This is a genomic window from Stenotrophomonas sp. 05L413 (assembly GCF_056397945.1).
Genome location: NZ_JBFTOL010000003.1, coordinates 248399 through 273168 on the forward strand (window position 1 = coordinate 248399; position 24770 = coordinate 273168).

21 protein-coding genes are annotated in these 24770 nt (G+C 66.4%); 6 read left to right on the plus strand and 15 right to left on the minus strand.

Features of this window, described 5'->3' with window-relative positions:
- Nucleotides 1-19: 19 nt before the first annotated feature.
- The 3 genes from AC1DIQ_RS07760 to AC1DIQ_RS07770 form a co-directional block, all read right to left on the minus strand.
- Nucleotides 20-3190, minus strand: coding sequence for an efflux RND transporter permease subunit (locus AC1DIQ_RS07760; RefSeq protein ID WP_019183223.1), 3171 nt, complete (start codon nucleotides 3188-3190; stop codon nucleotides 20-22).
- A gap of 160 nt (nucleotides 3191-3350) precedes the next feature.
- The gene (locus AC1DIQ_RS07765; RefSeq protein WP_121041918.1) at nucleotides 3351-4562 is read right to left on the minus strand and encodes an efflux RND transporter periplasmic adaptor subunit; all 1212 of its coding nucleotides are present in this window, start codon (nucleotides 4560-4562) and stop codon (nucleotides 3351-3353) included.
- A 90-nt stretch (nucleotides 4563-4652) separates the two neighbouring features.
- Entirely contained in the window at nucleotides 4653-5426 is a 774-nt protein-coding gene (locus AC1DIQ_RS07770) for an SDR family NAD(P)-dependent oxidoreductase (RefSeq protein WP_121041916.1), read from the minus strand.
- A gap of 366 nt (nucleotides 5427-5792) precedes the next feature.
- Here AC1DIQ_RS07770 and AC1DIQ_RS07775 point away from each other — a divergent pair, with 366 nt between their 5' ends.
- A complete protein-coding gene (locus tag AC1DIQ_RS07775; protein WP_121041912.1) occupies nucleotides 5793-6815 on the plus strand; it encodes a LysR family transcriptional regulator in 1023 nt (340 codons plus the stop codon).
- A gap of 224 nt (nucleotides 6816-7039) precedes the next feature.
- Here AC1DIQ_RS07775 and AC1DIQ_RS07780 read toward each other — a convergent pair whose 3' ends face one another.
- Together AC1DIQ_RS07780 and AC1DIQ_RS07785 are read right to left on the minus strand one after the other, a co-directional pair.
- Nucleotides 7040-7735 carry a YiaD family glycine zipper/OmpA-like lipoprotein gene (locus AC1DIQ_RS07780; RefSeq protein WP_088432184.1) on the minus strand — a complete coding sequence of 232 codons (696 nt, stop codon included), beginning with the start codon at nucleotides 7733-7735 and terminating at the stop codon, nucleotides 7040-7042.
- Between the two features lie 151 nt (nucleotides 7736-7886).
- Complete coding sequence (locus AC1DIQ_RS07785; protein WP_478049774.1) at nucleotides 7887-9302, minus strand: cryptochrome/photolyase family protein; 1416 nt, start codon at nucleotides 9300-9302, stop codon at nucleotides 7887-7889.
- 187 nt (nucleotides 9303-9489) lie between these two features.
- On the opposite strand from AC1DIQ_RS07785, the gene AC1DIQ_RS07790 reads away from it, so the two are divergent.
- Nucleotides 9490-10119: a superoxide dismutase gene (locus AC1DIQ_RS07790; RefSeq protein ID WP_152151586.1), complete on the plus strand. Its 630-nt coding sequence runs from the start codon at nucleotides 9490-9492 to the stop codon at nucleotides 10117-10119.
- A 31-nt stretch (nucleotides 10120-10150) separates the two neighbouring features.
- Nucleotides 10151-10477 carry a tetratricopeptide repeat protein gene (locus tag AC1DIQ_RS07795; RefSeq protein WP_478049775.1) on the plus strand — a complete coding sequence of 109 codons (327 nt, stop codon included), beginning with the start codon at nucleotides 10151-10153 and terminating at the stop codon, nucleotides 10475-10477.
- Nucleotides 10478-10501: 24 nt separating this feature from the next.
- On the opposite strand, the gene AC1DIQ_RS07800 is transcribed toward AC1DIQ_RS07795, so the two are convergent.
- The 4 genes from AC1DIQ_RS07800 to AC1DIQ_RS07815 are packed head-to-tail and all read right to left on the minus strand — an operon-like array spanning nucleotide 10502 to nucleotide 16254.
- The gene (locus AC1DIQ_RS07800) at nucleotides 10502-11137 is read right to left on the minus strand and encodes an inorganic diphosphatase (protein ID WP_478049776.1); all 636 of its coding nucleotides are present in this window, start codon (nucleotides 11135-11137) and stop codon (nucleotides 10502-10504) included.
- Between the two features lie 49 nt (nucleotides 11138-11186).
- Nucleotides 11187-12536, minus strand: a complete 1350-nt coding sequence (locus AC1DIQ_RS07805; RefSeq protein WP_183073789.1) for a purple acid phosphatase family protein — start codon at nucleotides 12534-12536, stop codon at nucleotides 11187-11189.
- 32 nt (nucleotides 12537-12568) lie between these two features.
- On the minus strand, nucleotides 12569-13684 hold the full coding sequence (locus AC1DIQ_RS07810; RefSeq protein ID WP_152151580.1) for an NHL repeat-containing protein: 1116 nt from the start codon (nucleotides 13682-13684) through the stop codon (nucleotides 12569-12571).
- On the minus strand, nucleotides 13684-16254 hold the full coding sequence (locus AC1DIQ_RS07815) for a TonB-dependent receptor (RefSeq protein WP_478049777.1): 2571 nt from the start codon (nucleotides 16252-16254) through the stop codon (nucleotides 13684-13686). The genes AC1DIQ_RS07810 and AC1DIQ_RS07815 overlap by 1 nt, the downstream gene beginning before the upstream one ends.
- 162 nt (nucleotides 16255-16416) lie before the next feature.
- On the opposite strand from AC1DIQ_RS07815, the gene upp reads away from it, so the two are divergent.
- Entirely contained in the window at nucleotides 16417-17052 is a 636-nt protein-coding gene (upp, locus tag AC1DIQ_RS07820; protein WP_121041896.1) for a uracil phosphoribosyltransferase, read from the plus strand.
- 108 nt (nucleotides 17053-17160) lie between these two features.
- On the plus strand, nucleotides 17161-17445 hold the full coding sequence (locus AC1DIQ_RS07825; RefSeq protein ID WP_121041894.1) for a PsiF family protein: 285 nt from the start codon (nucleotides 17161-17163) through the stop codon (nucleotides 17443-17445).
- A 142-nt stretch (nucleotides 17446-17587) separates the two neighbouring features.
- Here AC1DIQ_RS07825 and AC1DIQ_RS07830 read toward each other — a convergent pair whose 3' ends face one another.
- From AC1DIQ_RS07830 to rsmD, 6 genes are all read right to left on the minus strand, one after another.
- Complete coding sequence (locus AC1DIQ_RS07830) at nucleotides 17588-18475, minus strand: MBL fold metallo-hydrolase (protein ID WP_121041892.1); 888 nt, start codon at nucleotides 18473-18475, stop codon at nucleotides 17588-17590.
- Between the two features lie 96 nt (nucleotides 18476-18571).
- Nucleotides 18572-20308, minus strand: a complete 1737-nt coding sequence (gene ggt / locus AC1DIQ_RS07835; protein WP_121041890.1) for a gamma-glutamyltransferase — start codon at nucleotides 20306-20308, stop codon at nucleotides 18572-18574.
- The gene (locus AC1DIQ_RS07840; protein WP_070427136.1) at nucleotides 20305-20589 is read right to left on the minus strand and encodes a YfhL family 4Fe-4S dicluster ferredoxin; all 285 of its coding nucleotides are present in this window, start codon (nucleotides 20587-20589) and stop codon (nucleotides 20305-20307) included. The genes ggt and AC1DIQ_RS07840 overlap by 4 nt, the downstream gene beginning before the upstream one ends.
- 125 nt (nucleotides 20590-20714) lie before the next feature.
- Nucleotides 20715-21206 carry a hypothetical protein gene (locus AC1DIQ_RS07845; protein ID WP_019183240.1) on the minus strand — a complete coding sequence of 164 codons (492 nt, stop codon included), beginning with the start codon at nucleotides 21204-21206 and terminating at the stop codon, nucleotides 20715-20717.
- Between the two features lie 47 nt (nucleotides 21207-21253).
- The gene (gene coaD / locus AC1DIQ_RS07850) at nucleotides 21254-21763 is read right to left on the minus strand and encodes a pantetheine-phosphate adenylyltransferase (RefSeq protein WP_121041888.1); all 510 of its coding nucleotides are present in this window, start codon (nucleotides 21761-21763) and stop codon (nucleotides 21254-21256) included.
- A gap of 7 nt (nucleotides 21764-21770) precedes the next feature.
- Entirely contained in the window at nucleotides 21771-22373 is a 603-nt protein-coding gene (rsmD, locus tag AC1DIQ_RS07855; protein WP_121041886.1) for a 16S rRNA (guanine(966)-N(2))-methyltransferase RsmD, read from the minus strand.
- A gap of 429 nt (nucleotides 22374-22802) precedes the next feature.
- On the opposite strand from rsmD, the gene htpG reads away from it, so the two are divergent.
- Nucleotides 22803-24701: a molecular chaperone HtpG gene (htpG, locus tag AC1DIQ_RS07860; RefSeq protein ID WP_478049778.1), complete on the plus strand. Its 1899-nt coding sequence runs from the start codon at nucleotides 22803-22805 to the stop codon at nucleotides 24699-24701.
- Nucleotides 24702-24770: the final 69 nt, after the last annotated feature.

The window sequence follows — 24770 nt, forward strand, 5'->3', positions numbered from 1 at the left end:
AACCTCGCGGGGGAAGGAATCAGTGGTGGATGGTCGGTTCGCCGTGGGTCACCAGCTGCCCGCCGCCATTACGGCTGACGAACTTGCGCAGGGCCACGTAGAACACCGGGGTCAGGAACAGGCCGAACAGGGTGACGCCCAACATGCCGGCGAACACCGTGATACCGGTCACCGAGCGGACTTCCGCACCGGCGCCATGCGAGATCACCAGCGGGATGGTGCCGGCGATGAACGCGATGGAGGTCATCACGATCGGGCGCAGACGCAGGCGGCACGCTTCCAGTGCAGCCTCCACGATGCCCTTGCCGCCCATTTCCAGTTCTCGGGCGAACTCGACGATCAGGATGGCGTTCTTGCATGCCAGGCCCATCAGCACCACCAGGCCGACCTGCACGAACACGTTGTTGTCACCGCCCGTCATCCATACGCCGAACAACGCAGACAGCAGGGTCATGGGGACAATCAGGATCACCGCCAGCGGCAGCGACCAGCTTTCATACAGCGCGGCCAGCACCAGGAACGCCAGCAGGATCGCCACCGGGAACACGATGAAGGCGGCCTTGCCCTGGGTGGCCTGCTGGTAGCTCAGGTCGGTCCACTCGGTCTGCATGCCCACCGGCAGCACCTTGCCGGCGATTTCGGTCAGCTTGGTCATGGCCTCGGCCGAGGACAGCATCCGCGGGTCGGCTTCGCCGGCCAGATCGGCCGCCGGGTAACCGTTGAAGCGCAGCACCGGGTCCGGGCCGTAGGTCTGCTTCACGGTGACCATGGAGCCGATCGGCACCATCTCGCCGCGGTTGTTGCGGGTGCGCAGGCGACCGATGTCTTCCACGCTGTCACGGAACTGGCCGTCGGCCTGGGCGATCACCTGCCAGGTGCGACCGAACTGGTTGAAGTCGTTCACGTACGCCGAGCCCAGGTAGGTCTGCAGCGTGTCGAACAACTCGGTCAACTCCACGCCCTGGGCCTTGGCCTTGACGCGGTCCACTTCGGCATCCAGCTGCGGCACGTTGGCCTGGTAGCTGGTGATCGGGAACGCCATGCCCGGGGTCTGCGCGACGGCGCCCTGCATCGTGCTCACTGCAGTCTGCAGTGCGCCGTAGCCGAGGTTGCCGCGGTCCTGGATGAACATCTGGTAGCCGTTGCCGTTACCCAGGCCGAGGATCGGCGGCGGCATCATGGAGAACGCGAAGCCCTCCTGCAGCCCGGCGATCTTGGCGTTGATCTCGGCATTGATCTGCGCGGCGGTGCGTCCCTTGCGCTCACTGAACGGCTTGAGCGGAACGAAGGCCACACCGGTGTTGGGCGTGTTGGTGAACTGCAGCGCGTTCAGACCCGGGAACTGGATCGTGTGCGCCACGCCATCGGTGTTGCGCGCGATCTCGGCGACCTTGGCCAGCATGGCGTCGGTACGTGCGATCGAGGAGCCTTCCGGCAGCTTCACACCGGCGATCAGGTACAGCTTGTCCTGGGTCGGAATGAAGCCGGCCGGCACCGCCTTGAACATCAGGCCGGTGGCCAGCAGCAGGCCGGCATACACCACGAACACCAGGCCACGGCGGCCCAGCAGGCGGCCGACCGAACCGTGGTACTTCTCCGAGCTGGTCTTGAAGAAGCGGTTGAACGGACGGAAGATCCAGCCGAACAGACGGTCGATCAGGCGGGTCAGGCCATCCTTCGGTGCACCGTGCGGCTTGAGCAGGCGCGCGGCCAGGGCTGGCGACAGGGTCAGCGAGTTGATCGCCGAGATCACGGTCGAGATGGCGATGGTGACGGCGAACTGCTTGTAGAACGCACCGGTCACGCCCGACAGGAACGCCATCGGCACGAATACGGCACACAGCACCAGCGCGATCGCCACGATCGGCCCGGAGACTTCACGCATCGCCTGGTGTGCCGCGGCCAGCGGGGTCAGGCCTTCTTCGATGTTGCGCTCGACGTTCTCCACCACCACGATCGCGTCATCGACCACGATGCCGATCGCCAGCACCAGCCCGAACAGGGTCAAGGTGTTGATCGAGAAGCCCAGCACGTACAGCGCCGCAAACGTACCCACGATGGACACCGGCACGGCGATCAGCGGAATGATCGAGGCGCGCCAGGTCTGCAGGAACAGGATCACCACCAGCACCACCAGCGCGATCGCTTCCAGCAGCGTGGAGACCACGGCCTTGACCGAATCGCGCACGAAGATCGTGGTGTCATACACCGCTTCGTATTTCACACCCGGCGGGAACTGCTTGGTCAGCTCATCCATGGTGTGGATGACCGAGTCACGGATCTCCAGCGCGTTGGCGCCCGGGGCCTGGAAGATACCGATACCGACTGCGTTCTTGCCGTCCAGCTGCGAGCGCAGCGTGTAGTCACCGGCACCCAGTTCCAGGCGGGCGACATCGGACAGGCGCACCACTTCACCGTCGTCACCGGCCTTGAGCACGATGTCGCGGAATTCCTGTTCGGTACGCAGGCGGCCCTGGGCGTTGATCAGGGTCAGGAAGTCGCTGCTCGGCATCGGCTCGGCACCGAGCTGGCCGGCCGAGACTTGGACGTTCTGCTCGCGCATCGCACGCACCACATCGCTGGCGGTCAGGCCACGGGCGGCGATCTTGTCCGGGTCCAGCCATGCACGCATCGCGTAGTCACCGCCACCGAACATCTGCGCATCACCCACGCCCTGCAGGCGAGCCAAGGCGTCCTTGACGTGCAGGCGGGCGTAGTTGCGTAGGTACAGCGAGTCGTACTTGCCGTCCGGGGACGTCAGGTGGACCACCATCAGGAAGGTCGGCGACTGCTTCTGGGTGGAGACACCCTGGCGGCGCACGTCTTCCGGCAGGCGCGCCTGCGCCTGGGCGACACGGTTCTGCACCTTGACCGCGGCTTCGTCCGGATCGGTACCCGGGCGGAAGGTCACGGTCATCTGCAGCACGCCGTCAGAGCCGGCGACGGACTTGATATACATCATGTCCTCCACGCCGTTGATCGCTTCTTCCAGTGGCGTGGCCACGGTTTCAGCGATCACCTTGGGGTTGGCGCCCGGGTACACCGTGCGCACCACCACCGAGGGCGGCACCACTTCGGGGTACTCGCTGATCGGCAGCATCGGGATCGCGATCAGGCCAGCGGCGAAGATCACGATCGACAGCACCGCCGCGAAGATCGGCCTGTCAATGAAAAAACGGGAAAAGTCCATGGGTGGATTCCTGGGGTTTCACCAGCGCCGGCGTGCACGACCCCGGCCGCTGTCGCAGGCGACAGCGGTGGCGGGTTCCCCTGCACGGGGCGATGGCAGTCACGGTAGAGCCGACCGTTGGTCGGCTGCTATGTAGAACCGACGGTCAGTCGGCTGCCCTTCAATTCTTTGCAACAGCCGGCGCGGCTACCGGTGCGGCAACCGGCTGCATCGCAACGGCCTTGGCCTGAACCGGCATGCCGGGCATGAAGACTTTCTGCACGCCGTCGATGATCACGCGGTCACCGGCCTTCAGGCCCTGCTCGACGATCCGCAGGCCGTCGGCGTTGCGGCCGAGCTGGATATCACGGCGCTGTGCCTTGTTGTCCTTGTCGACCACGTAGACGAACTTGCGGTCCTGGTCGGTCAGCACGGCCTTGTCATCGATCAGCATGGCCTGGAACTGGCCGCTGCCCAGCAACTGCACGCGGGCGAACAGGCCCGGGGTGAAGGCGCGGTCGGCGTTGTCCAGCAGCGCGCGGACCCGGATGGTGCCGGTGCTGCGGGTGACCTGGTTGTCCAGGAAATCGACCTTGCCTTCATGCGGGTAGCCGTCCTCACCGGACAGGCCGACCTTCACCGGCAGTTCGCTGTCGCGCTCGCTCGGGCGTTCCCCCTTGCGGGCCATCTGGGCGTAGCGCAGGAAGGTGCCTTCATCGGCATCGAAGTACACATGCACCTTGTCCAGCGAGACCAGCGTGGTCAGCACGCTGGCGCTGTCGCCGGCGGTGACCAGGTTGCCGGCGGTCACCATCGCGCGGCCGGCACGGCCGTTGATCGGGGCGCGCACCTGGGTGAATTCCATGTTCAAGCGCGCTGCATCAACCGCCGCCTGCGCGGCCTGCACCTGCGCCAGGGCCTGCTCGGACACGGCACGGCGCTGTTCCCAGGTCTCCGTGGAAATCGCCTGCTGGTCGGACAGGCGGCGGGCACGGTCGGCTTCGCTGCGGCTCACCTGGGCCTGGGTGCGCGCGCGGTTGAGCTCGGCGGTGGCGCGGTCCAGCTCGGCGCGGTAGCTGCGTGCGTCGATGGTGAACAGCACATCGCCCTTCTTGACCTCCTGGCCTTCGACATAGTTGACCTTGTCGATGTAGCCGGAGACGCGCGGGCGCAGTTCAACGCTTTCGACCGCTTCGACGCGGCCGCTGAAGTCGTCCCACTGGCTGACCTGCTTGACCAGCACCGGGGCGGCACTGACCGAGGGCGGCGGCGGCATGCCGGCTTCCTCAGCGTGGCTGCCACTGCAGGCGGTCAGCACCGCGGCGGCAAGGATGGAAACGCCGGCCATGGCCAGCCGTCGGGTGAAACGATGCGGGGAGGAGTTGGAAGTCATGTCATGCATCCGTACGTAGGGGTGGTGATACAGAATCGAAAACGTGGGCGACGTGGGGGGCGTAGCCTGGGACCTGAACCTTGGTAGAGGTCAAGCAGTGCCGGCCGTGTTGCGCGACATCGGCGGAGGGCGGTCCAGATGCAGCAGCCCGCGCGGCAGTTCGGCATCGCGTGCATCGCAGCGCACGATGGCGCGGTTGTCGGTGCAGTTGTCGAGCAGCGAGACCACACGCCGGCCAACCAGCAGCGCGCTCGGCCATTCGATGCAGGCCTTGGCGGCATTGGCCGGGGTGCACACCGGATCGCACACTTCCAGCATCTGCGCGCGCACGCCCAGTGCCTGGGCTTCCTGGTGCAGCACCTGCGCGTACATGCGGGTGGCGGACATGGTGATGGAGGACTCACCGTGCCCGGCCCACGGTTTGAAGCCGGCCGGCCCGCCAACCAGCACGTAGCGCCGTACCTGGGCGCCACCGCGCACCAGCGGCAGCAGATGGCGGCCGGCATGCACGTGCGGCATCACGTCGGCCTGCAGCGCCTGCAACAGCGCATCGCCGCTGCGGTCGGTCACCCGCCCACGGTTGTACGGCCCGCCCATCGCATCCACCACCGCGGCGAGCGCGCGGGCACGTCCGCCGACGCGCTCGGCCACGGTCCGCGCCGAGCCGTCGTCGCCCAGCGAACCGAGCAGGACCTCCAGCCCCGGCTCATCGGCGAACTGCTCCTGCAGCGCGGCCAGCCGGCCGGGGTCGCGGCCGACCACCAACACGGGGCTGCCGGCCTCCAGCAAGGCCGCCACGATCCCCTGGCCCACGCTGCCGGTGCCACCGAGCACCAGCACCTCGGGGGCCAATGTCCCATTCATGGGACTTTCACTCCCGTCGCCGGGATAATCCCAATTCGGCCCAGTCGGTCGCCGTTGCGGGCGCCCAGCCGGAAGCTGCCGCCGCGCTGCATGTTGGCAGGCGGGGTGAACTCCCGAAAAGCCTTACGGGACAAGGAACCCGGACGGGCTTCCACGGTCATCGCGAGGTCCAGCGGGGCGTTGGGGCCGCTACGCAGGCGGCCAAGAATGTTCCGCAACCACATGGTTGTCGTCCTTCATATCTGGAATGGCGCCAGATTAGTCCTCAAACTCCCCCTTGATTAGTCCGGATTTAGGGGAATAATCATCCCGTGCCCGGCACAATCATTTGCGGCACTCTCTCCCTCCCCGACTTTGGATCCCGTCATGGCCCACGATCTCAACGACACGCTGATCTTCGTCAAAGTGGTCGAGCAAGGCAGTTTCATCGCCGCCGCCACTGCACTGGGGTTACCCAAGACGACGGTCAGCCGCAAGGTGCAGGAACTGGAAACGCGCCTCGGCGCGCGTCTGCTGCACCGGACCACCCGCCGCCTCGGCCTCACTGAAGCGGGCTCGGTCTATCACGAGCACTGCCAGCGCATCGCACGCGAGCTGGAAGAAGCCGAAGGCGCGGTCAACCAGCTGCAGTCCGGCCCGCGCGGCTGGCTGCGCTTCACCGTGCCCTACTCGATCGGCATCACCTGGATCGCGCCGCTGCTCGGCCAGTTCCATGCGCAGTACCCGGAAATCCAGCTGGACATGCATCTGGGCAACGAGAAGCTCGACCTGATTGCCGGTGAAGCGGATCTGGCGCTGCGCGTGGGCACCCTGCCCGACTCCAACCTGGTGGCGCGCAAGCTTGGCAGCCTGCGCACGCAGGTGTTTGCCAGCCCGGCCTACATCGAACGCTATGGCGAGCCGCTGCACCCGGATGAACTGCAGTTCCACCGCATCCTGGCGATGCGCAAGGCCCGCAACCTCAACAACAACCGCTTCTTCTGGCAGTTGGGCGAGAACGGCGGCGAACTGCTGGATTTCCCGGTGAATCCGCTGCTGGTGGCCAATGATCCGTCCGCATTGAACGGCGCACTGGTGTGCGGCGAAGGGTTGCTGTTGACCGGTGACGTGATGGCCAAGCCGTTCGTCGAATCGGGGATGGTGCGCCGCGTGCTGGCCGGCTGGACCGGGCCGGAAGTGGACTTCAACGCGGTGTTCGCCGGCGGCCGGCTGGTCTCGCCGAAGGTGCGCGCGTTCGTCGATTTCCTGGTCGAGAAGATGAACTTCGACGCAAACTACATGCTGGCCCAGTGCCCGGCCGCGAAGCTGGCCAAGCAGCAGCAGACGCAGGTGGAAACCGAGCTGCAGGCGGCCGGGAAGCGGATTCTGGAGACGGTGACCGCAGGGTGATGCTGGCGATGCTTCATCGGCGCAGTGCCGTTTGAACGACAACGCCGCCCTTGGGCGGCGTTGTCGTTTGGGCGGTGCGGTCGTGTGGGTGTGCGAGCGGACGGAGTTGTTCCGGGCGTACCGGCCAGCGGCCGGTACCTACAAAAAATGCCGCCTGTAAGGGCGGCATTTTCGTGTTGCGAACCTGGGCTCGCAACACGCAATAACAGCGCGCTGGCGCGCTGTTACTGCTGCAAGGGAATCACACGGATCTCGACGCGGCGGTTCTGCGCGCGGCCGGCATCGGTGTTGTTGTCGGCAATCGGGTAGGCCTTGCCGGCACCGAGGGTTTCGATGCGGGCACGCTGCACACCCTGGCCGGCCAGATAGGCGGCGACCGAGTCGGCGCGTTCCTTGGAGAGGCGGTTGTTGACTGCGTCGCTGCCGATGCTGTCGGTGTGGCCGACCACTTCGATCATGGTCTGGTTGTACTCGGCCAGCGTGCTGGCCACGCCGTTGAGCGAGCTGTAGAACTGCGGCTTCAGCGTGGACTTGCCGAAATCGAAGGTGATGCCGTCCGGCAGGTTCAGGACCAGGTTGTCGCCATTACGGGAGACGTCGATACCGGTGTTGGCGGTACGTTCGCGCAGCGCGCGTTCCTGACGGTCCTGGTACTGGCCGACGGCCGCGCCGCTGAGTGCGCCGATACCGGCACCGATCATGGCGTGCTGGCGGCGCTCGGTGGCGCTGTTGCCGCTGAGCAGGCCGGCGGCGACGCCGACCGCGGTGCCGATCAACGCGTTGCGGCCGGTGCGGTTCTGCTGTTCAACGGGGTTGCCGTACTGGTCACTCTGCACGTAGGAGCCACCGGTGGCGCAGGCCGTCAGGGCGGCAGCAGTCATCAGGGCCAGGGCCACGTTGCGGGTTGCGGGTCGAATCATGAGGTTTCTCCTTGGTTACCGGACGGCGCCGGCGTGCGGGCCGTGAAGAGCATAAACAGCCCAACGCGATGCCGGCATGATGAATGGCACGCCCGGCAGCTCCCTGTTCAGGTAAACGGTTACGGCGAAAGCGACCTTTCCGGGACGCCGGTCACGCCCCGCCGGTATGCCGATACGCTGCCAACGCGGCATCCCGACCCTCGCTCAGATCCACCAGTGGCAATGCCGGGTAGCCCGGCGCGAGCTCGGCCAGCAGCTGCGGCGATTGCCACGGTGCGAAGCGGGCCTTCAACGGAAGCGCTTCCAGTTCCGGCACCCAACGAGTGATGTAACGTGCCTGCGGGTCGAACTTCTGCGACTGTGTGACCGGGTTGAAAATCCGGAAGTACGGCGCGGCATCCGCACCGGTGCCGGCGACCCATTGCCAGCCCATGGTGTTGTTGGCCAGGTCTGCATCGACCAGTGTGTCCCAGAACCAGCGCGCACCTGCGCGCCAATGCTGGCGCATGTGCTTGCACAGATAGCTGGCGACGATCATGCGCACGCGGTTGTGCATGTAACCGGTCGCCCACAGCTCACGCAGGCCGGCATCGACGATCGGGATGCCGGTGCGCCCCTGCTGCCAAGCCTGCAATGCCGCCGGGTCCGGCGTGGCCCACTGGAACTGATCGAAGCGCGGGTTGAGGTTGTGGTCCGGGGTCTGCGGAAAGTGATGCAGCAGGTGGTAGGAGAACTCACGCCAGCCCAGCTCGCGGATGTAGCCATCGATATCCGCATCGCGGCTGGCGCTGCGCTCGCCCTGCAGGCGACGCGCGATCTGCCACGGCGCGATCTCGCCGAAATGCAGGTGCGGCGACAACAGCGAGGTGCCGACCCGGTCCGGCAGATCACGCTGCTGGCGATAGCCGTTGAGGGCACCATCGATGAAAACGGTCAGCGCCTCGTGCGCGCCCGCCTCGCCGGGCTGCCAATGCGTCCAGAACTGCCGGTCCCACGCAATGGAGGGCGCAAGGTCGAGCGCGTCGACACTCTCGCCGCTGGCGCTGTGCGCGGGCAGCCGCTCGGGCAAGCGGGTCGGGGCCGGCAACTGCAGACGGGTCAGCGCATTGCGCCAGAACGGGGTGAACACCTTGTACGGGCCGCCCTGCTGGGTCGCCACATCCCACGGCTCGAACATCAGGCTGCCGTTATGGCTTTCGGCCTCGATGCCCTGCTCGCGCAGTTCCCGTTTGATCTTCGCATCGCGCGGCTGCGTGGCCGGCTCGTACTTGCGGTTCCAGTACACCGCGCCCGCACCGGTCTGCTCGATCAGCTGCTGCAGCTGTGCCTGACTGTCGCCTTGGCGCAGTACCAGCGACGAGCCGCGCGCACGCAGGTCCGCGTCGAGCGCGGCCAACGAGCGGTGCAACCAGGTGTTCGACGCGCCACCGGGCGCCCAGTCGCCTTCTTCGTGTGGCGCATGGATGTAGACCGGTACCGGCACATGGCCGGCATCCAGAGCGGCCTGCAGGGCCGGGTTGTCCTGCAACCGCAGGTCACGGCGAAACCACACCAACGCTACCGACACGAGACTACCCCGGAAGATTCGACAGGCAATGATAGCCAGTGCAGGTGAAGGAGAGGCAGCGATCGCGCGTGGATGGCCCGCACTGTTCCACATCGCCGCGCTTGACCTCAATCACGCTTGAGGTTCTATCGTGGCATCCCCGTGCTGCGTGCCGGCACCGCCCCCACCTGCTCTTCCGGAGATATCCATGGCCTACACCCTCCCCGCCCTGCCCTACGCCTACGACGCACTCGAACCGCACTTCGATGCACGCACGATGGAAATCCATCATGCCAAGCACCACCAGACCTACATCACCAATCTCAATGCGGCACTCGCCGATGCCGGCATCGAAAGCACCGACATCGATGCACTGATCGCCGATATCGGGTCCCTGCCCGAGGGGGTGCGCAACGCCGTCCGCAACAACGGCGGCGGACATGCCAACCACAGCCTGTTCTGGACCGTCCTGACGCCGGACAGCGGCCAACCGGACAATGTGGTTGCCGCCGCCATCGAGCGTGACCTCGGCGGCCACGGCGCGTTCAAGGAGGCCTTCACCAAGGCCGCGCAGACCCGCTTCGGCAGTGGCTGGGCGTGGTTGACGTTGAACCGGGACGGCAAGCTTGCGGTGGAGAGCAGCCCGAACCAGGACAACCCGTTGATGGGCGAGTTCGCCGGCCTCTCCGGTGGCACGCCGATCCTGGGGCTGGATGTATGGGAACACGCGTACTACCTCAACTACCAGAACCGGCGCCCGGACTACATCGCCGCCTTCTTCGAGCTGATCGACTGGACTGAGGTCGCGCGCCGTTACCAGGCCGCCGGCGGGCGTTGATGGGCGCCGGTATTGCACGGTAGAGACATCGATGGATATCCCCGCACTGCAACGTCTGCTCGAACGTGGTCGCGACAGCGCCCTGCTCCGCTTCGGCCTGGGCAAGGCCCTGCTCGATGCGGGCGACACCGCGGAGGCGGTCATCCATCTGCAGCGCTGTGTCGCTCAGGACCCGCGCTACTCGGCGGGCTGGAAATGGTTGGGCAAGGCGCATCTGGCTGCCGGCGATACCGACGCGGCGGCACAGGCGTGGCAGGAAGGCAGTGCTGTGGCCGGGACCAACGGCGACAAACAGGCGGTCAAGGAGATGGCCGTGTTCCTGCGGCGGCTGCACAAGGCGACTGCGGGCCGGGCGTGATCGCCCGGCATCGCACGTGGCTGATCAATCGCCCTTCGCGCGCCGCTGCTGCGCATCGAAGCGCTGCATGGAGGCACGAATCAGCGCCTTGGCCTCGGCAGCAGTGCCCCAGCCATTGAGCTGGACCGGAGTGCGGCCGGCCGGCAGGTCTTTGTAGACCCGGAAGAAAGCTTCGATGCGCTGCCGCTCGATCAGCGGCAGATCGTCCAGATCGCGGATGCTGGCGTAGGTCGGGTCGATCTTGTCGGTCGGCACGCCGATGACCTTTTCGTCCTGCTCGCCGTCATCGACCATCTTCAGGAAACCGATCGGACGGAACCGCACGATCACGCCGGGATGCAGCGGCTCACGGGTCAGCACCAGCGCATCCAGCGGGTCGTTGTCGCCGGCCAGGGTGCGCGGCATCGAGCCGTAGTTGGCCGGGTACGCCACCGGCATCGACTGGAAGCGATCCACATGCACCAGACCGTCGTCCTTGATCTCGTACTTGGTGAAGCTGCCGGCCGGGATCTCCACGGCCAGATTCACCTCCTCCGGAGCATTCTTCGGCTGCGCGGCAAGGAACGGGTGCAGCACCGCGTTGCCGGCCACGCTGGCACCGGCGAGCAGCAGCAGCGAGGTGGCCAAGGCGGCCCGCGCGATGGAACGGCGATGGATCATCTCGATCTCCACGGAAGGCCGGGCACGCCGCAGCGGCCCGGCCGGTCGGTCATTCCCAGCAACGGTCGGCGCGGCCCTTCAGGGTCTGGGCGCGCGTGCAGTCACGGGGGGCGATGCGTCCCTGCGTCAGTTCGGCCTTCTGTTTGCGGCCATCGGCGCCACGTGTCAACTCGAAGCCGTCGTACAGGCGGCCGGTGACGGTGCGTGCCTCGTAGCGCAGGTGGCTCGGATCAATCTTCAAGACCTGGAACAGCTGCGTGTCCTCACCCACCGGCGCCATGGTGGCACGGGCTTCGTCCGAGAGCCGGTACTGCTTCGGCCCGGCCACGGTGACCACGAACTGCGGCGTCGCACCCTTCCCTTCGCCACGGCGGCCGTAGGTGTGGTCGTGGCCCTGCAGGACCAGATCGACCTGGTGGCGCCGCACCACGGGCAGCAGCACATCGCGCAGTTCGGCGTTCTCGCGGCCTTCGCGCGGGGAATAGAACGGCTGATGCAGCAGCACGATGCTCCACGGGTGCGGATTGTCGGCCAGCACCGTGTCCAGCCAGGCGGCCTGCGCCTTGGCGGTGCCCAGATCGAGCGCGGAGGTGCCGTCGAGTACGGCGATGCGCACGCCCTGGTAATCGAACCAGTAGGTACTGGTGTCGGCGGCGTCCACGCCGTTGCGTGGCAATGCGAACGTCACCGGCCAGTGACGGCCGAGCACGCGGCGCTCCTGCGGCGTGTCTTCGAATTCCTCGACGTACTCATGGTTGCCGATTGCCGGGGCGACCGCGGTTTCCTGCGGCAGCCAGCCGGCGGCGGCGAACCACTCGCCCCACTCGCTGTCATCCTGCCCGTCGCCACCGCTGACCAGATCACCGGCGAACAGGCTCAGGCGTGCATCCGGGGCGGCCTTGATGCCGGCCCGCATGACGCGCGAAACGTGGCTGAGGTTCTTGTTCTGGGTGTCACCGAAGTACAACAGCGTGAGCGGCTGGTCGGCACGGCCGGCAGTGCGCAGCTGGTTCCAGGCACTCCAGGTGTTCTGACCCTGCACGCGCCACAGGTACAGCGTGTCCGGCTGCAGGCCGGTGATGTCGGCACGGTGATGATGGGACGTGCCCAGTTCGGTGGTCAGCGCCTGCGTGCTGGCGGAGATGCGGGTGGGCGTCCCCACATCCGGCGAATCACCGGCCAGCACCCATTCCAGCACCGGCGCCTTGACCGAGGTATCGGTCCGCCACGCCACCGAGAAGCCGCGCGCCGCGTCCTGTGCCGGCGAGGCGACCAGGCGGTCGGGGAAGCCGGTCGCTGCGTAGTGCCGGTTGCCGGCCGGCACCTGGGTGTTGGGCTCGGCCCCGGTCTCGGCGTCCTTCTTTGCCACGGCGCTGCCACTGCACAGCAGCAGCGCCATCGTCAGCGCGGTCAAGGCGGCAGGAACGCGGCTCACGCGCCGCACTCCAGCGGCAGCGACACCTGCTTGGCGATGCTCGCCCAGTCGAAGGCCACCACGCCCTGATCATCGTGCACGGCATACAGCGCGCCATGCGGGAAGCGCGCGGACGGTGCCTGCATCGACCAGATGCCGTCGGTGTTGGCCACCGTATTACCCTGGAATGCACCGACATGTTTCAGGCTGTGCCGGTCGAACAGATGGAACACGCTGCGCTGCTTGCCCTGCTCGGTGGTGATCCACCAGCCGTCCTTGCCACAGGTGCGCAGCATCACGCCTTCGGCCTGGGCCTGGAAGGCATCGCGGCCGAACGTGGCGCCGCTGAAGCGGCCTTCCAGCGTGTAGACCTTGAACTCGCTGGCGTAGGTTTCGTCTTCTTCAGCGATCAGCAGGCGGTCGTTGGCCGGGTCGCCCCAGATCGATTCGACCACCCGCAGCGCGCCGGCCTCGGTGGTATCACCGATGCTGGCGGTGAGCGTGGCCTGCGCCTTGCCGCCCTCCAGGGTGAGCGCGTAACGACGCACGCGCTTGTCCAGTTCGGCCAGCGGCGGCAGCACGTCGTTGCCCTGCGCGTCTTCGCCCGCGTCGTAGGAATCGGTGACGTACACGTCGTAGCCGTTACCTTGCTTGTTCACCCACAGCCCGTACGGCTTGCGCAGATCGTCGGCGCCGAACACGCCCAGCGGGCTGAAGTCTGGCAGCTGCAGGACCTGCACGCGGTGATTGTCACGCTCCACGATCAGCACGAGGTCATCGACCACGGCGATGCCGTTGGGGCGGTCGAACTGGCCCGGGGCGGTGCCAAGGCTGCCAACGTCACGCAGCTTCGCGCCGGTCTGCCCGTCATAGACCACCAGCTTGTCGGTGGCCTTGGCGGTTGCGATCAACCAGACCTGGCCCTCGGGCGTGGTCCAGCTGGCCGGCGAGTCGATGTTGTCTTCGGGGGTCATCGGGGTCAGGAACGCCTCGGCGACCGTGGCGACATCGCGTGCGGAGGCGTCGGCGGCCGTCGGGGACGCAGCGGGTGCAGCAGCCTGCGGCGTAGCCGCCGGCCGGCAGGCAGTCAACAGCGCCAGTGCGAGCAGGCTCAGACCATGGGACGCGCGCATCACAGGGCCACCTTCAGGCCAAGGGCGTAGGTGCGGCCATATTCCTCGTTCTGCAGGGTGCGCGAACGCACGCCCTGGTAGAGCTCCAGCGGCTTGTCGAGCAGGTTCTGCGCTTCAAAGTAGACGCTCACGTTCGAGGTGATCTTGTAGTCCATGCTGAAATCGAGCTGGGTGTTGGGCGCCACATAGATGTCATAGGCGCGGCTGTCTCCAAGTGAATCCAGATACTCGCTGCGGTAGACAGCTGCCACGCGCGTGCTGAAGCCGGCCTTCTCATAGCCGAGGTGCGCGCTGTACACGTGCTTGGAGGCACGCGGCAGCATGAAGTCATCGCGCTCGCGGCCGGCCACGCCGGGGTCGAAATCGGTATCCAGCCAGGTACCACTGGCACCCACCAGCAGGCCATCCCAGCCGGCCGGCAGGAAGGCGAGCTGCTGCTGCCAGTTGAACTCGGCGCCCTTGACCGTGGCCTTGTTGCCATTGATCACCCGGGTGACCTCGTACCCCGGGTACGCCGGATCGGTGTTGCTCACCGTGTTGACGATGTAGCCGTCGATCGACTTGTGGAATACGCCCAGCGAGACGATGCCGGTGCTGCCGATATATTTCTCGAGCGACAGGTCGATGTTCCTGGATTCATAGGGATCCAGCTGCGGATTGCCGATCCGGACTTCCTCATCCCCCCGGCTCAGGCCGACGCGCGGTGCCACATCGCCGAACGACGGGCGCGAGACGGTCTTGTTGGCGGCCGCACGCAGCACCCAGTCATCGCCGGCGTCGTAGCGCAGGTGCAGGCCGGGCAGCACGTTGGTGTAGCTGCGGCTCACGCTCAACGGGGTGACCGTGAAGCTGCGGCCATTGGGTACCACGTCCACGCTGTTGCCAGTGGCGCTGAACTGGGTGTTCTCCACGCGGACACCACCGATGATGCGCAGCGCGCCGACATCCCAGGTGCCCATCGCGTAGCTGGCGAAGATGTCTTCGCTGGCGGTGTAGTCCTCTTCCAGCGAGGTTAGCGCATTGCCGCCGGTATCCTGAGGGCGGGCACTGTACTGGCCGCCATGCTGGGCCCAGTAGCGGCGCATGGCATCCGAGCTCATGCCCTGGCCGAGGCTGCCGCCGCGGTGATCGGGGGTAGCGGTGGTCCAGTCCGACAGCGCCACGTCCGGGCCGACGCGAAGTTCGCGCTCGTCGACATTGACGTCGCGATCGCGCCAACGCCCCAGCAGGCCAAGCTTGATGCTGGAGGAATCCCCATCGAAGCGCACGTTGATCTGCGCGCTGCGCTCGCTGTCGTTGACCTGTTTGGGCGACACCACGAAGCGATCGAAATCGTAGTTGCCGTTGTCCATCCACTGCGCGCTGGTCAGGGTGTAACGCGGGATGCCGCTGTTCTGATCGACGCTGGCGCCGAGGTCATCGCCGTTGTACTCGAAGCGCGCCTCCATCTCATCGTTGACGCGCTCTTCGGTACGCGTGTAGCCCAGCTTGTAATCGACCACCGCATTGGTGAGGCGGTTCTCGCCGCCGGCGCTGGTGGTGAAGGTGTTTTCCTTCTTGGTGCGATAGCGCATGCGCTTCTGGATCGCATCGGCCGGCAGGTCGTCCACCCGGTACTGGTTGTTGCCCAGCGCGGTGACCTCGCCATCGCCGAAGTTGAAGAGTGTGCGCTGGCGGGTTTCGGCATCGTCGAACTGGCTGTACAGCGTGCGCAGGTAATAACGATTGTCTTCATCCGGGTGCCAATCCAGATTGAGGTTCGCGCCGATACGCTTGCGCTCGATCTCGTACTTGCGCTGCTGCAGGCTGGTGGCGAACAGGTCGTCTTCGGCACCGCCGTCGAACTCGCCGTACTCCACTTCGGTGTTGTCCGATTCGAACTTGCGGTTCTGGTAATTCACGCCCAGCGCAACGCCGAAGGTATCGGCGAACACTTCGCTGTAGTTGATCGCGGCCTTCGGGCTGGTATTGCCGGAGAGCTGCTGGTGGCTGGCCTCGATCTTGCCGCGCAGGTTGCGGCCCTCGCGGTCGAACGCCGAGGCCGACTCGACCAGGATCGCGCCACCGATGGCATCGCCCGGCATGTCCGGGGTGGGCGACTTGACCACGCGCAGGCGCTCGGTCGAGTCGGAGGGGATCACGTCCAGCGGTGCAGCGCGGCTGGAGTCTTCCGGGGTGCCGATGGCGATGCCATCCACGCTGACGCTGTTGAGGTTGGCATCCAGGCCACGGATGACCACGAAGCGCCCCTCGCCCTGGTCACGGGTGACGCTGACGCCGGGCAGGCGCTGCAGCGATTCGGCCACGTTTTTGTCGGGGTAGACGCCCATGGCATCGGAGGAGACCGCGTCTTCGATCGCATCGCTGCTGCGCTTGAGGTCGACCGCGCGGGTCTGCGACTCCAGCTGCGGGCGGACTTCGACCCGGTCCAGATCGATGGCGGCGGCAGCGGCGGCGGCGCTGCCGGCCACCGTGCCGCCATCGGGCGTTTCGGCGGCATGGGCCGACGGGGTGATCACCGCCAGCAACGAGAGGCTGATCGCCAGGACCAACGGACGCTTCTTCTGCACTGCCTTCCCCAATCTGTGTAAAGAATGGGTCAGCACGGTATGTCCGGGAGGTTTCATGGGGATGACACCGGGGACATCGAACGGTCGGTGGCGGCGTCGGCTTTTGGCTTCGGTGGGGTGTTGCGGCACACTATCGGCCTCTCCTTTGCCAGTCATTCCCCCATGAAAATCGTCGAAGTGCGCCATCCGCTGGTGCAGCACAAGATCGGCCTGATGCGCGATGCGTCCCTGAGCACGAAGGACTTCCGCGAGCTGGCCAATGAGCTTGGTGGGCTGCTGGCCTACGAGGCCACCGCCGATCTGGATACCGAAGCCCACACCATGGCCGGCTGGGCAGGCCCGGTGACGGTGCAGCGCATCGCCGGGGCCAAGATCACCGTCGTGCCGATCCTGCGCGCCGGCCTGGGCATGCTCAGTGGCGTGCTCTCGCTGATCCCCGCCGCGCGCGTGAGCGTGGTCGGCCTGCAGCGCGATGAGGAAACCCTGCAACCGGTGCCCTACTTCGAGCGCCTGACCGGCCGCCTGGAAGAGCGCGATGCGCTGATCCTGGACCCGATGCTGGCCACCGGCGGCACCCTGATCGCCACCATCGACATGCTCAAGCGTGCCGGCGCACGCCGCATCAAGGGGATCTTCCTGGTGGCCGCGCCGGAAGGCATCGCCGCCGTGCAGGCCGTGCATCCGGACGTGGAGATCTATACCGCCGCCATCGATGCCCAGCTCAACGAGAAGGGCTACATCCTGCCGGGCCTGGGCGATGCCGGCGATCGGATTTTCGGGACCCGCGTGGTCGGTTGATTCCCTCGTTCCGACCGGCGGTCACCACCAGCCGCCGGTGCTTCACACGGCCTAGCCATGCCCGGGCAGAAGCTGCGCGCATCCTCAACCCGTGCGTGGAGCTGCGTCATGAAGACCTTGTCCCTGCTGGCCTGTCTGCTGCTTCTGGGTGGCCCGGCCGTTGTCAGTGCGGCGACGCCGCAGCAACAGCGCATGGCCGATTGCTCGGCCAAGAACAAAGGCAAGACCGGCGAGGACTACAAGACCGCGCAGAAGGCCTGCCTGAGCGCTCCGGCGCCGGCGGCGAGCACGCCGCAGGAGCGCATGAAGACCTGCAACGCCGATGCGGCTGCGAAGAAGCTGGCCGGCGATGCGCGCAAGACGTTCATGAGCGGCTGTTTAAAGGCGCATTGACGCATCGGGCCGGATTCATGCCCGGTGCCGTGAGGTGCCGTGCCGACCAACGGTCGGCATCTACCGGTGTGGTTGCCCAGCCGGTAATGCCGGGCACGGCGCGGTAATACCGGCCGGTGCGCGGCCGGACCTGCCGCAGGCGTCAGGCTAGCGCGCGGGCCTTCAGTTCGCCCTGTTCGTGCACGGTGCCGAAGCGGCCCTTCTCATCGCGTGACACCTGCGCCAACGCGCACTGCGGGTCGTGGGTGAAGAACAGATGGACGTTGCGGGCCAGTTTGTCTTCCAGGAAGCTGCGCTTCTCGTCGATCAGCAGTTCGGCGTTGCGGTCGTAACCCATCGTGATCGGCACATGCACCCACGAGCGGCCTGGGATCAGGTCCGCGCAGAACACCACGCCGCCCCGCGCCTGCCCATCCACCGTCTCCGGCCCGATGATCTCGGCCAGCATCAGCCCCGGGGTATGCCCGTCGCTGAAGCTGAAACGTACGCTGTCGCCCAGGGCGGTGGAATACGGACCGTCGACGATTTCCAGGCGGCCACTGGCCTGCAGCAGACCGGGCAGTTCCGGGATGAAACTGGCCCGATCGCGCGGATGCGGATGCAGCGCGCGCGCCCAGTGCTCGGCCCCGACCAGGAAGGTCGCATTCGGGAACAACAGTTCCGGCGCGCGACCTTCGCTCCACGGTGCCAGCAGGCCGCCGGCATGATCGAAGTGCAGATGGCTCAGCACCACCACGTCGATGTCTTCGTGCTCGAACCCGGCCTCGCGCAGGGATTCGATCAGCACATGGCTGGGTTCCTGCACACCGTAGCGGTCCCGCAGTTTCGGCTCGAAGAAAGCGCCGATGCCGGTTTCAAACAGCACCGTCTTGCCGGCCAGCGGGCTGGCGAGCAGTGCACGGCAGGCCAGTTCGATCCGGTTGAGATCGTCCGGCACTGCCCACTTTTCCCAGACCGCGCGCGGCGCATTGCCGAACATCGCGCCACCGTCGAGTTTCTGGGAGTTACCGCGGATGGACCATAGTTTCATTGGCAAATTATCGTCGTGGCCCCGTTAAATATTCGCTAGCCATCGCCCATGAAAAAACCCCGCCACTGGGACGGGGTTTCTCGTTTGTGCGGTCAATCAGTGTGCTTGGCTGACCGCGGCGCTGCCGACCGGATTGCGCGGGTCGCTGCCACCGCTGAGGACATTGCTGCGGCGGTCCCATTCCACGGTCTGCAGGTTGCCCCAGACGTGGCTGGAGCCGCGGCCACCCGCGGCGGTGTCGCCGGGCAGATCGATCTTGTGGCCCATTGCCTGCAGCTGTTTGATGGTGCCCGCATCGAAAGTGCCGCTCTCGGCCTCGATCAGATCCGGCAGCCACTGGTGGTGGTAGCGCGGCAACGCGGCGACCTGCTGGGCAGTCAGGCCATCGTCGTAGCCGAGGATCCCCAGCAGCACCATGGTGATGATGCGGCTGCCACCGGGCGTGCCGAGCACCACGACCTTGTCGGCGGACTCCATGAAGGTCGGGGTCATCGAGCTGAGCATGCGCTTGCCCGGCTTGGGCGCATTGGCCGCGTAGCCCATCACGCCGAAGGCATTGGGCGTGCCCGGCTTGAGCGCGAAATCGTCCATTTCGTTGTTCAGCAGCACGCCGGTACCCGACGGAATCAGGCCCGAGCCGTACAGCAGGTTCACGGTCTGGGTCGCGCCGACGCGGTTGCCTTCGCGGTCGATGATCGAGAAATGCGTGGTCTCGTCATCTTCAAGCGGGGTCGGGTTGCCCGACAGCAGATCGCTCGGGGTCGCCTTCTCCGGGTGGATGGTGGCACGCAGGCCCTGCGCGTAGTCCTTGCTGGTCAGCACTTTCTGCGGGATGTCCACGAAATCCGGGTCGCCCAGGAAGAAGGTGCGGTCGCGGTAGGCGCGGCGCATGGCTTCCACCACCAGGTGGGTGCGATGGGCCTGGTCCAGCGATTTCAGGTCCCAGCCTTCCAGGATCTGCAGCATGGCCGCCAGCGCGATGCCGCCGGAAGACGGGGGCGAGGCGGTGGTGATGGTCCAGTCGCGGTACTTGAAGGCGATCGGCTCGCGCAGCTTGACCCGGTAGCCGGCCAATTCCTCCGCAGTCCACTGGCCGCCGGCCTGCTTCACGCCCTTGAGCAGCAGCTTGCCGGTCTCGCCCCGGTAGAAGCCATCGAAGCCCTGGTCGGCCAGACGCTCCATGGTCCTGGCCAGTTCCGGCTGGCGGAACACATCGCCCTCGGCGATCGGCTTGCCGTTGCGCTCATAGACCTCGCGCGTGCCGGGATAGCGCTGCATCACCGCGCGCCGCGATTGGTAGCCCTTGGACATGCGCGCATACACCGGGAAGCCATCGCGCGCGATGCGCATGGCCGGTTCCAGCGAGGTCTTCAGCGGCAGCTTGCCGTGCTTGGAGGACAGTTCCACCAACGCTGCCGGCAGGCCCGGGATACCGGCCGACCAGGCACCGTTGACCGAACGGTCGCGGTCCAGATCGCCCTTCTTGTCCAGGAACGCTTCGGGCGTGGCGGACTGCGGCGCGGTTTCGCGCGCGTCCAGCATCACGTCCTTGCCGGTGGCCGCATCGTGCAGCAGGAAGAAGCCGCCGCCGCCAAGGCCGGAACTGATCGGCTCGACCACCGCCAGCGTGGCGGACACGGCCACGGCCGCATCGAATGCGTTGCCGCCCTTGGCCAGGATTTCCATGCCGGCTTCGGTGGCCAGGTGATGGCCACTGGCGACGGCCACGCCGTCAGGATGTTTGGCCAGCGCCGCCTGCGGGGATTCCGCCGCCCAGACGCTCGGGCTGACCAACAGGACGAGCAGCAACCAACGACGCGACAGCGTTCTCATTTGGGCAGAAACTCCGTGACATACAATTCGGGATGATCGCGCTGCAGCCCGTGCAGCTTGGCCAGCAGGGCGTCCTGGGTTTCCGGAATGTCCGGATCGGGATCGATGCATTCGACCGGGCAGACGACCACGCACTGGGGTTCGTCGAAATGCCCCACGCACTCGGTGCAGCGGGCCGGATCGATCACGTAGATGGTTTCACCCATCGAAATGGCCTGATTGGGACAGGCCGGCTCACAGACGTCGCAATTGACGCAGAGCTCATTGATTTTCAGCGACATGGCGTTACTCCACGCCCGCGCCGGCGGATGAGAACCGGCCCACGCGGGCGCGCGGGCCGGTCATCGGTGACGCCCCTGCGGGCGCCACCCGGGCCGCGCACACGGCGCAGCCGCCACTGCACGGGTTACTTGGCTTCGACGAAGATGTACTCGGCGCCGGTCGGCTGGATGATCGACTGGACGCGGGCGTTGTCGGCGGCCTTGCCGATGAACACCACGCGCACACCCTTCATCGAATCCGGCGAGACGTCCTTGAACACGGCCTGGATCATGTCGGCCATCTTGGCCGAGGCCGAGGAACCGAAGGCCAGCATGTTGCCCGGCTGCACGCCACGGCCCACGGCCTGGGTCGCGCTTTCGACCTGACGCTCATACTTGGCCGCGAATTCCGGGTCCGATTCCGGGGCGAGGTAGTACAGGTACGGGCTGTTGCTGATGTTACCCATGTTCTGCACGGCCACAGCCTGCAGGTACTTCTTCCAGCCGGCATCGTCATCGGCAGCCGGGGCGACCAGCGCCTGCTGGGCTTCGACGACCGGCGCGGCCTCTTCCTTCTTGCAGGCGGTGAAGGCCAGCGCGAACGACGCGATCAACATGGCACGCATGGTGTTGTTCATGGAATTCCTCCCTTGGTGATTCTTGGTATGTATGGGTCTGACAGGTACTACGCTTGGGCCGACTTCGCTTCACGGACTTTGCGCAGCGCCTCAAGCACGGCGGACGGCACAAAGCCGGACACGTCGCCACCCAGACGGGCGATCTCGCGGACCAGCGAAGACGAAATGAAACTGTGTTGCTCGGCCGGGGTCAGGAACAGGGTCTCGACCTCCGGGATCAGATGGCGGTTCATGCTCGCCATCTGGAATTCATATTCGAAATCGGACACCGCGCGCAGGCCGCGCAGCAGCACCCCGCCCTGCACCGAGCGCACGAAATGCGCCAGCAGGGTATCGAAACCACGCACTTCCACGTTGCGGTTGTGGCCCAGCGCATCGCGGGCCAGCTGCACGCGCTGCTCCAGCGGCAGGGTCGGCCCCTTGGACGGACTCTGCGCCACGCCCACTACCACCTTCTCGAACAAGGGTGCGGCGCGGTTCACCAGATCGATGTGACCGTTGGTGATCGGATCGAAGGTGCCCGGGTAGACAGCAATGCGGCGGTTGGCCACGGTCATACGTCAGCTACGCGTGTTGGTCTGGTGAAAGTGTAGCAGTGGCGCGCCGATACAGGGCAAAACGGACCTCCCGGGTGCCCCCCTCACGGTGCAGCAGCCACGGCGCGGGCATCTTCGGCGCCTGATCGGCCGGGGACTCCACGTACAGCCAGGCATCGGCGGCCAGATGCGAGGGCAGCCCGGCGATCACCGCCTCCCACAGCCCATCGGCGAACGGCGGATCGATGAACACGATATCCGCCAGCGCCCCGGCCGGCTGCCGCAGCCACTGCAGCGCATCGGCCTGCACCACCGCGATCTGCTCCTGCGCCCCCAGCTTGGCGACCGACTCGCGCAATTGCCGGGACAACGCCACATCCCGCTCCACCAGCGTCGCCTGCGCCGCCCCCCGCGACACCGCCTCCAGCCCCAGCGCCCCGCTGCCGGCGAACAGATCCAGCACCCGCGCCCCACCCAGCCGCGGCATCAGCCAATTGAACAGCGTCTCGCGCACCCGGTCACTGCTGGGCCGCAGCCCCGGTGACAGCGGCACCGGCAGCTTCGTATTGCGCCATTTGCCCCCGATGATCCGCACCTGACCCACGGCGGCCACCGGCTGCCGCGGCGTCATGCGTGGCTCCGCAGACAGGTGGCAACGGGATGGGCGAACGGGCGGAAGAGAGTCATGGGCACGGATGGCAGGCGGTTCAGGACGACATTCTAGGTTGTAGCGGTAAGAGCCGCCTCGTCCTCGGACCAAATCATGTGCCGGGGCGACGACGTCCATGTACCGCACGGATCCAACCGCACCACACGCGCCCCCTGACAGGAGGGTGGCGGGTACGGGGGGCCGGGACCGTTGGGCAGCATGGATGCTGCCCACGAGGCCCCATGGAGGGGTTCACGCCGCGTCCCGGCACCCCGTACCCGCCGCCCTCCCCACGCAGACAGACAGGCGCCGTGCTGGAGGTGGCGGCCTTGAATTCGGGACAATCCACCCCTACCCCTTGAGCCAGCCGCCGCGCCGGGCGCGGCAATGCCCCAAGGAGCAACACGACCCATGACCGTGCAGACCCAAAAAGAAACCCTGGGCTTCCAGACCGAAGTCAAACAGCTGCTGCAGCTGATGATCCACTCGCTGTACTCCAACAAGGAAATCTTCCTTCGCGAGCTCATCTCCAACGCCGCCGACGCCTCGGACAAACTGCGCTTCGAAGCGCTGACCCAGCCGGCCCTGCTCGAAAACGACGGCGACCTGCGCATCCGCGTCAGCTTCGACGCCACCGCCAACACCCTGACCATCGACGACAACGGCATCGGCATGAGCCGGGATGAGGCGATCGCCCACCTGGGCACCATCGCCAAGTCGGGCACCGGCGACTTCCTGCGCCAGCTCTCCGGCGACCAGAAGAAGGATTCCCAGCTGATCGGCCAGTTCGGCGTCGGCTTCTACAGCGCCTTCATCGTCGCCGACCAGGTCGACGTCTACTCCCGTCGCGCCGGCCTGCCCGCCAGCGAGGGCGTGCACTGGTCCTCGCGCGGCGAAGGCGAGTTCGACGTGGAAGGCATCGACAAGACCGAGCGCGGCACCCGCATCGTGCTGCACCTGAAGGACGACCAGCGCGACTTCGCCGACGGCTGGCGCCTGCGCGGCATCATCAAGAAGTACTCCGACCACATCGGCCTGCCGATCCAGATGGTCAAGGAACACCACGGCGAGGACGCCCCGGCCGAGATCGAGTGGGAAACCGTGAACCGTGCCAGCGCCCTGTGGACGCGCCCGCGCACCGAGATCAGCGACGCCGAGTACCAGGAGTTCTACAAGCACGCCGCGCACGACCACCAGGATCCGCTGGCGTGGAGCCACAACAAGGTCGAAGGCAAGCTCGAGTACACCTCGCTGCTGTACGTGCCCGGCCATGCGCCGTTCGACCTGTACCACCGCGATGCGCCCAAGGGCCTGAAGCTCTACGTGCAGCGCGTGTTCGTGATGGACCAGGCCGAGCAGTTCCTGCCGCTGTACCTGCGCTTCATCAAGGGCGTGGTGGATTCCAACGATCTCTCCTTGAACGTCTCGCGCGAGATCCTGCAGTCCGGCCCGGTCATCGATTCGATGAAGTCGGCGCTGACCAAGCGTTCGCTGGACATGCTGGAGAAGCTGGCCAAGGACAAGCCGGAGGTCTATGCCGGCTTCTGGAAGCAGTTCGGCCAGGTGCTCAAGGAAGGTCCGGCCGAAGACTATGGCAACCGCGAGAAGATCGCCGGCCTGCTGCGCTTCGCCTCCACCCAGGACGACAGCGGCGAGCCCAGCGTCTCGCTGGCCGACTACGTGGGCCGCATGATCGAGGGCCAGGACAAGATCTACTTCCTGACCGGCGACAGCCACACCCAGGTCAAGGACAGCCCGCACCTGGAAGTCTTCCGCAAGAAAGGCGTGGAAGTGCTGCTGCTCACCGACCGCATCGACGAATGGCTGATGGGGTACCTGCCCGAGTTCGACGGCAAGTCGTTCGTCGATGTCGCACGTGGCGATCTGGACCTGGGCGCGCTGGAAAGCGCCGAAGACAAGCAGGCCCAGGAAGCCGTCGCCAAGGACAAGCAGGCGCTGGTGGACCGCATCAAGTCCGCACTGGGTGAGGACGTTGCCGACGTCCGCGTCTCGCACCGCCTGACCGATTCCCCGGCGATCCTGGCGATCGGCGAGCAGGATCTGGGCCTGCAGATGCGCCAGATCCTGGAAGCCAGTGGGCAGCAGGTGCCGGACAGCAAGCCGGTGTTCGAGTTCAACCCGGCCCATCCGCTCATCGGCAAGCTGGACCAGGAAGGCGATGCCGCGCGCTTCGACGACCTGAGCCGCGTCCTGTTCGATCAGGCCGCGCTGGCCGCGGGCGACACGCTGAAGGACCCGGCAGCGTATGTGCGCCGGCTCAACAAGCTGTTGCTGGAGTTGTCGGCGTAAGTCGTGCTGCAGGTGGGTGCCGGCCACGGGTCGGCGCCCGCTGCGGTTGATGGTGCATGGCGCCGCGCG

Coding starts and splice junctions, on each gene's coding strand:
- AC1DIQ_RS07760 (WP_019183223.1), bottom strand. CDS start 3,190: ATGGACTTTTCCCGTTTTTTCATTGACAGGCCGATCTTCGCGGCGGTG.
- AC1DIQ_RS07765 (WP_121041918.1), bottom strand. CDS start 4,562: ATGACTTCCAACTCCTCCCCGCATCGTTTCACCCGACGGCTGGCCATG.
- AC1DIQ_RS07770 (WP_121041916.1), bottom strand. CDS start 5,426: ATGAATGGGACATTGGCCCCCGAGGTGCTGGTGCTCGGTGGCACCGGC.
- AC1DIQ_RS07775 (WP_121041912.1), top strand. CDS start 5,793: ATGGCCCACGATCTCAACGACACGCTGATCTTCGTCAAAGTGGTCGAG.
- AC1DIQ_RS07780 (WP_088432184.1), bottom strand. CDS start 7,735: ATGATTCGACCCGCAACCCGCAACGTGGCCCTGGCCCTGATGACTGCT.
- AC1DIQ_RS07790 (WP_152151586.1), top strand. CDS start 9,490: ATGGCCTACACCCTCCCCGCCCTGCCCTACGCCTACGACGCACTCGAA.
- AC1DIQ_RS07795 (WP_478049775.1), top strand. CDS start 10,151: ATGGATATCCCCGCACTGCAACGTCTGCTCGAACGTGGTCGCGACAGC.
- AC1DIQ_RS07800 (WP_478049776.1), bottom strand. CDS start 11,137: ATGATCCATCGCCGTTCCATCGCGCGGGCCGCCTTGGCCACCTCGCTG.
- AC1DIQ_RS07805 (WP_183073789.1), bottom strand. CDS start 12,536: ATGGCGCTGCTGCTGTGCAGTGGCAGCGCCGTGGCAAAGAAGGACGCC.
- AC1DIQ_RS07810 (WP_152151580.1), bottom strand. CDS start 13,684: ATGCGCGCGTCCCATGGTCTGAGCCTGCTCGCACTGGCGCTGTTGACT.
- upp (WP_121041896.1), top strand. CDS start 16,417: ATGAAAATCGTCGAAGTGCGCCATCCGCTGGTGCAGCACAAGATCGGC.
- AC1DIQ_RS07825 (WP_121041894.1), top strand. CDS start 17,161: ATGAAGACCTTGTCCCTGCTGGCCTGTCTGCTGCTTCTGGGTGGCCCG.
- AC1DIQ_RS07830 (WP_121041892.1), bottom strand. CDS start 18,475: ATGAAACTATGGTCCATCCGCGGTAACTCCCAGAAACTCGACGGTGGC.
- ggt (WP_121041890.1), bottom strand. CDS start 20,308: ATGAGAACGCTGTCGCGTCGTTGGTTGCTGCTCGTCCTGTTGGTCAGC.
- AC1DIQ_RS07840 (WP_070427136.1), bottom strand. CDS start 20,589: ATGTCGCTGAAAATCAATGAGCTCTGCGTCAATTGCGACGTCTGTGAG.
- AC1DIQ_RS07845 (WP_019183240.1), bottom strand. CDS start 21,206: ATGAACAACACCATGCGTGCCATGTTGATCGCGTCGTTCGCGCTGGCC.
- coaD (WP_121041888.1), bottom strand. CDS start 21,763: ATGACCGTGGCCAACCGCCGCATTGCTGTCTACCCGGGCACCTTCGAT.
- rsmD (WP_121041886.1), bottom strand. CDS start 22,373: ATGACGCCGCGGCAGCCGGTGGCCGCCGTGGGTCAGGTGCGGATCATC.
- htpG (WP_478049778.1), top strand. CDS start 22,803: ATGACCGTGCAGACCCAAAAAGAAACCCTGGGCTTCCAGACCGAAGTC.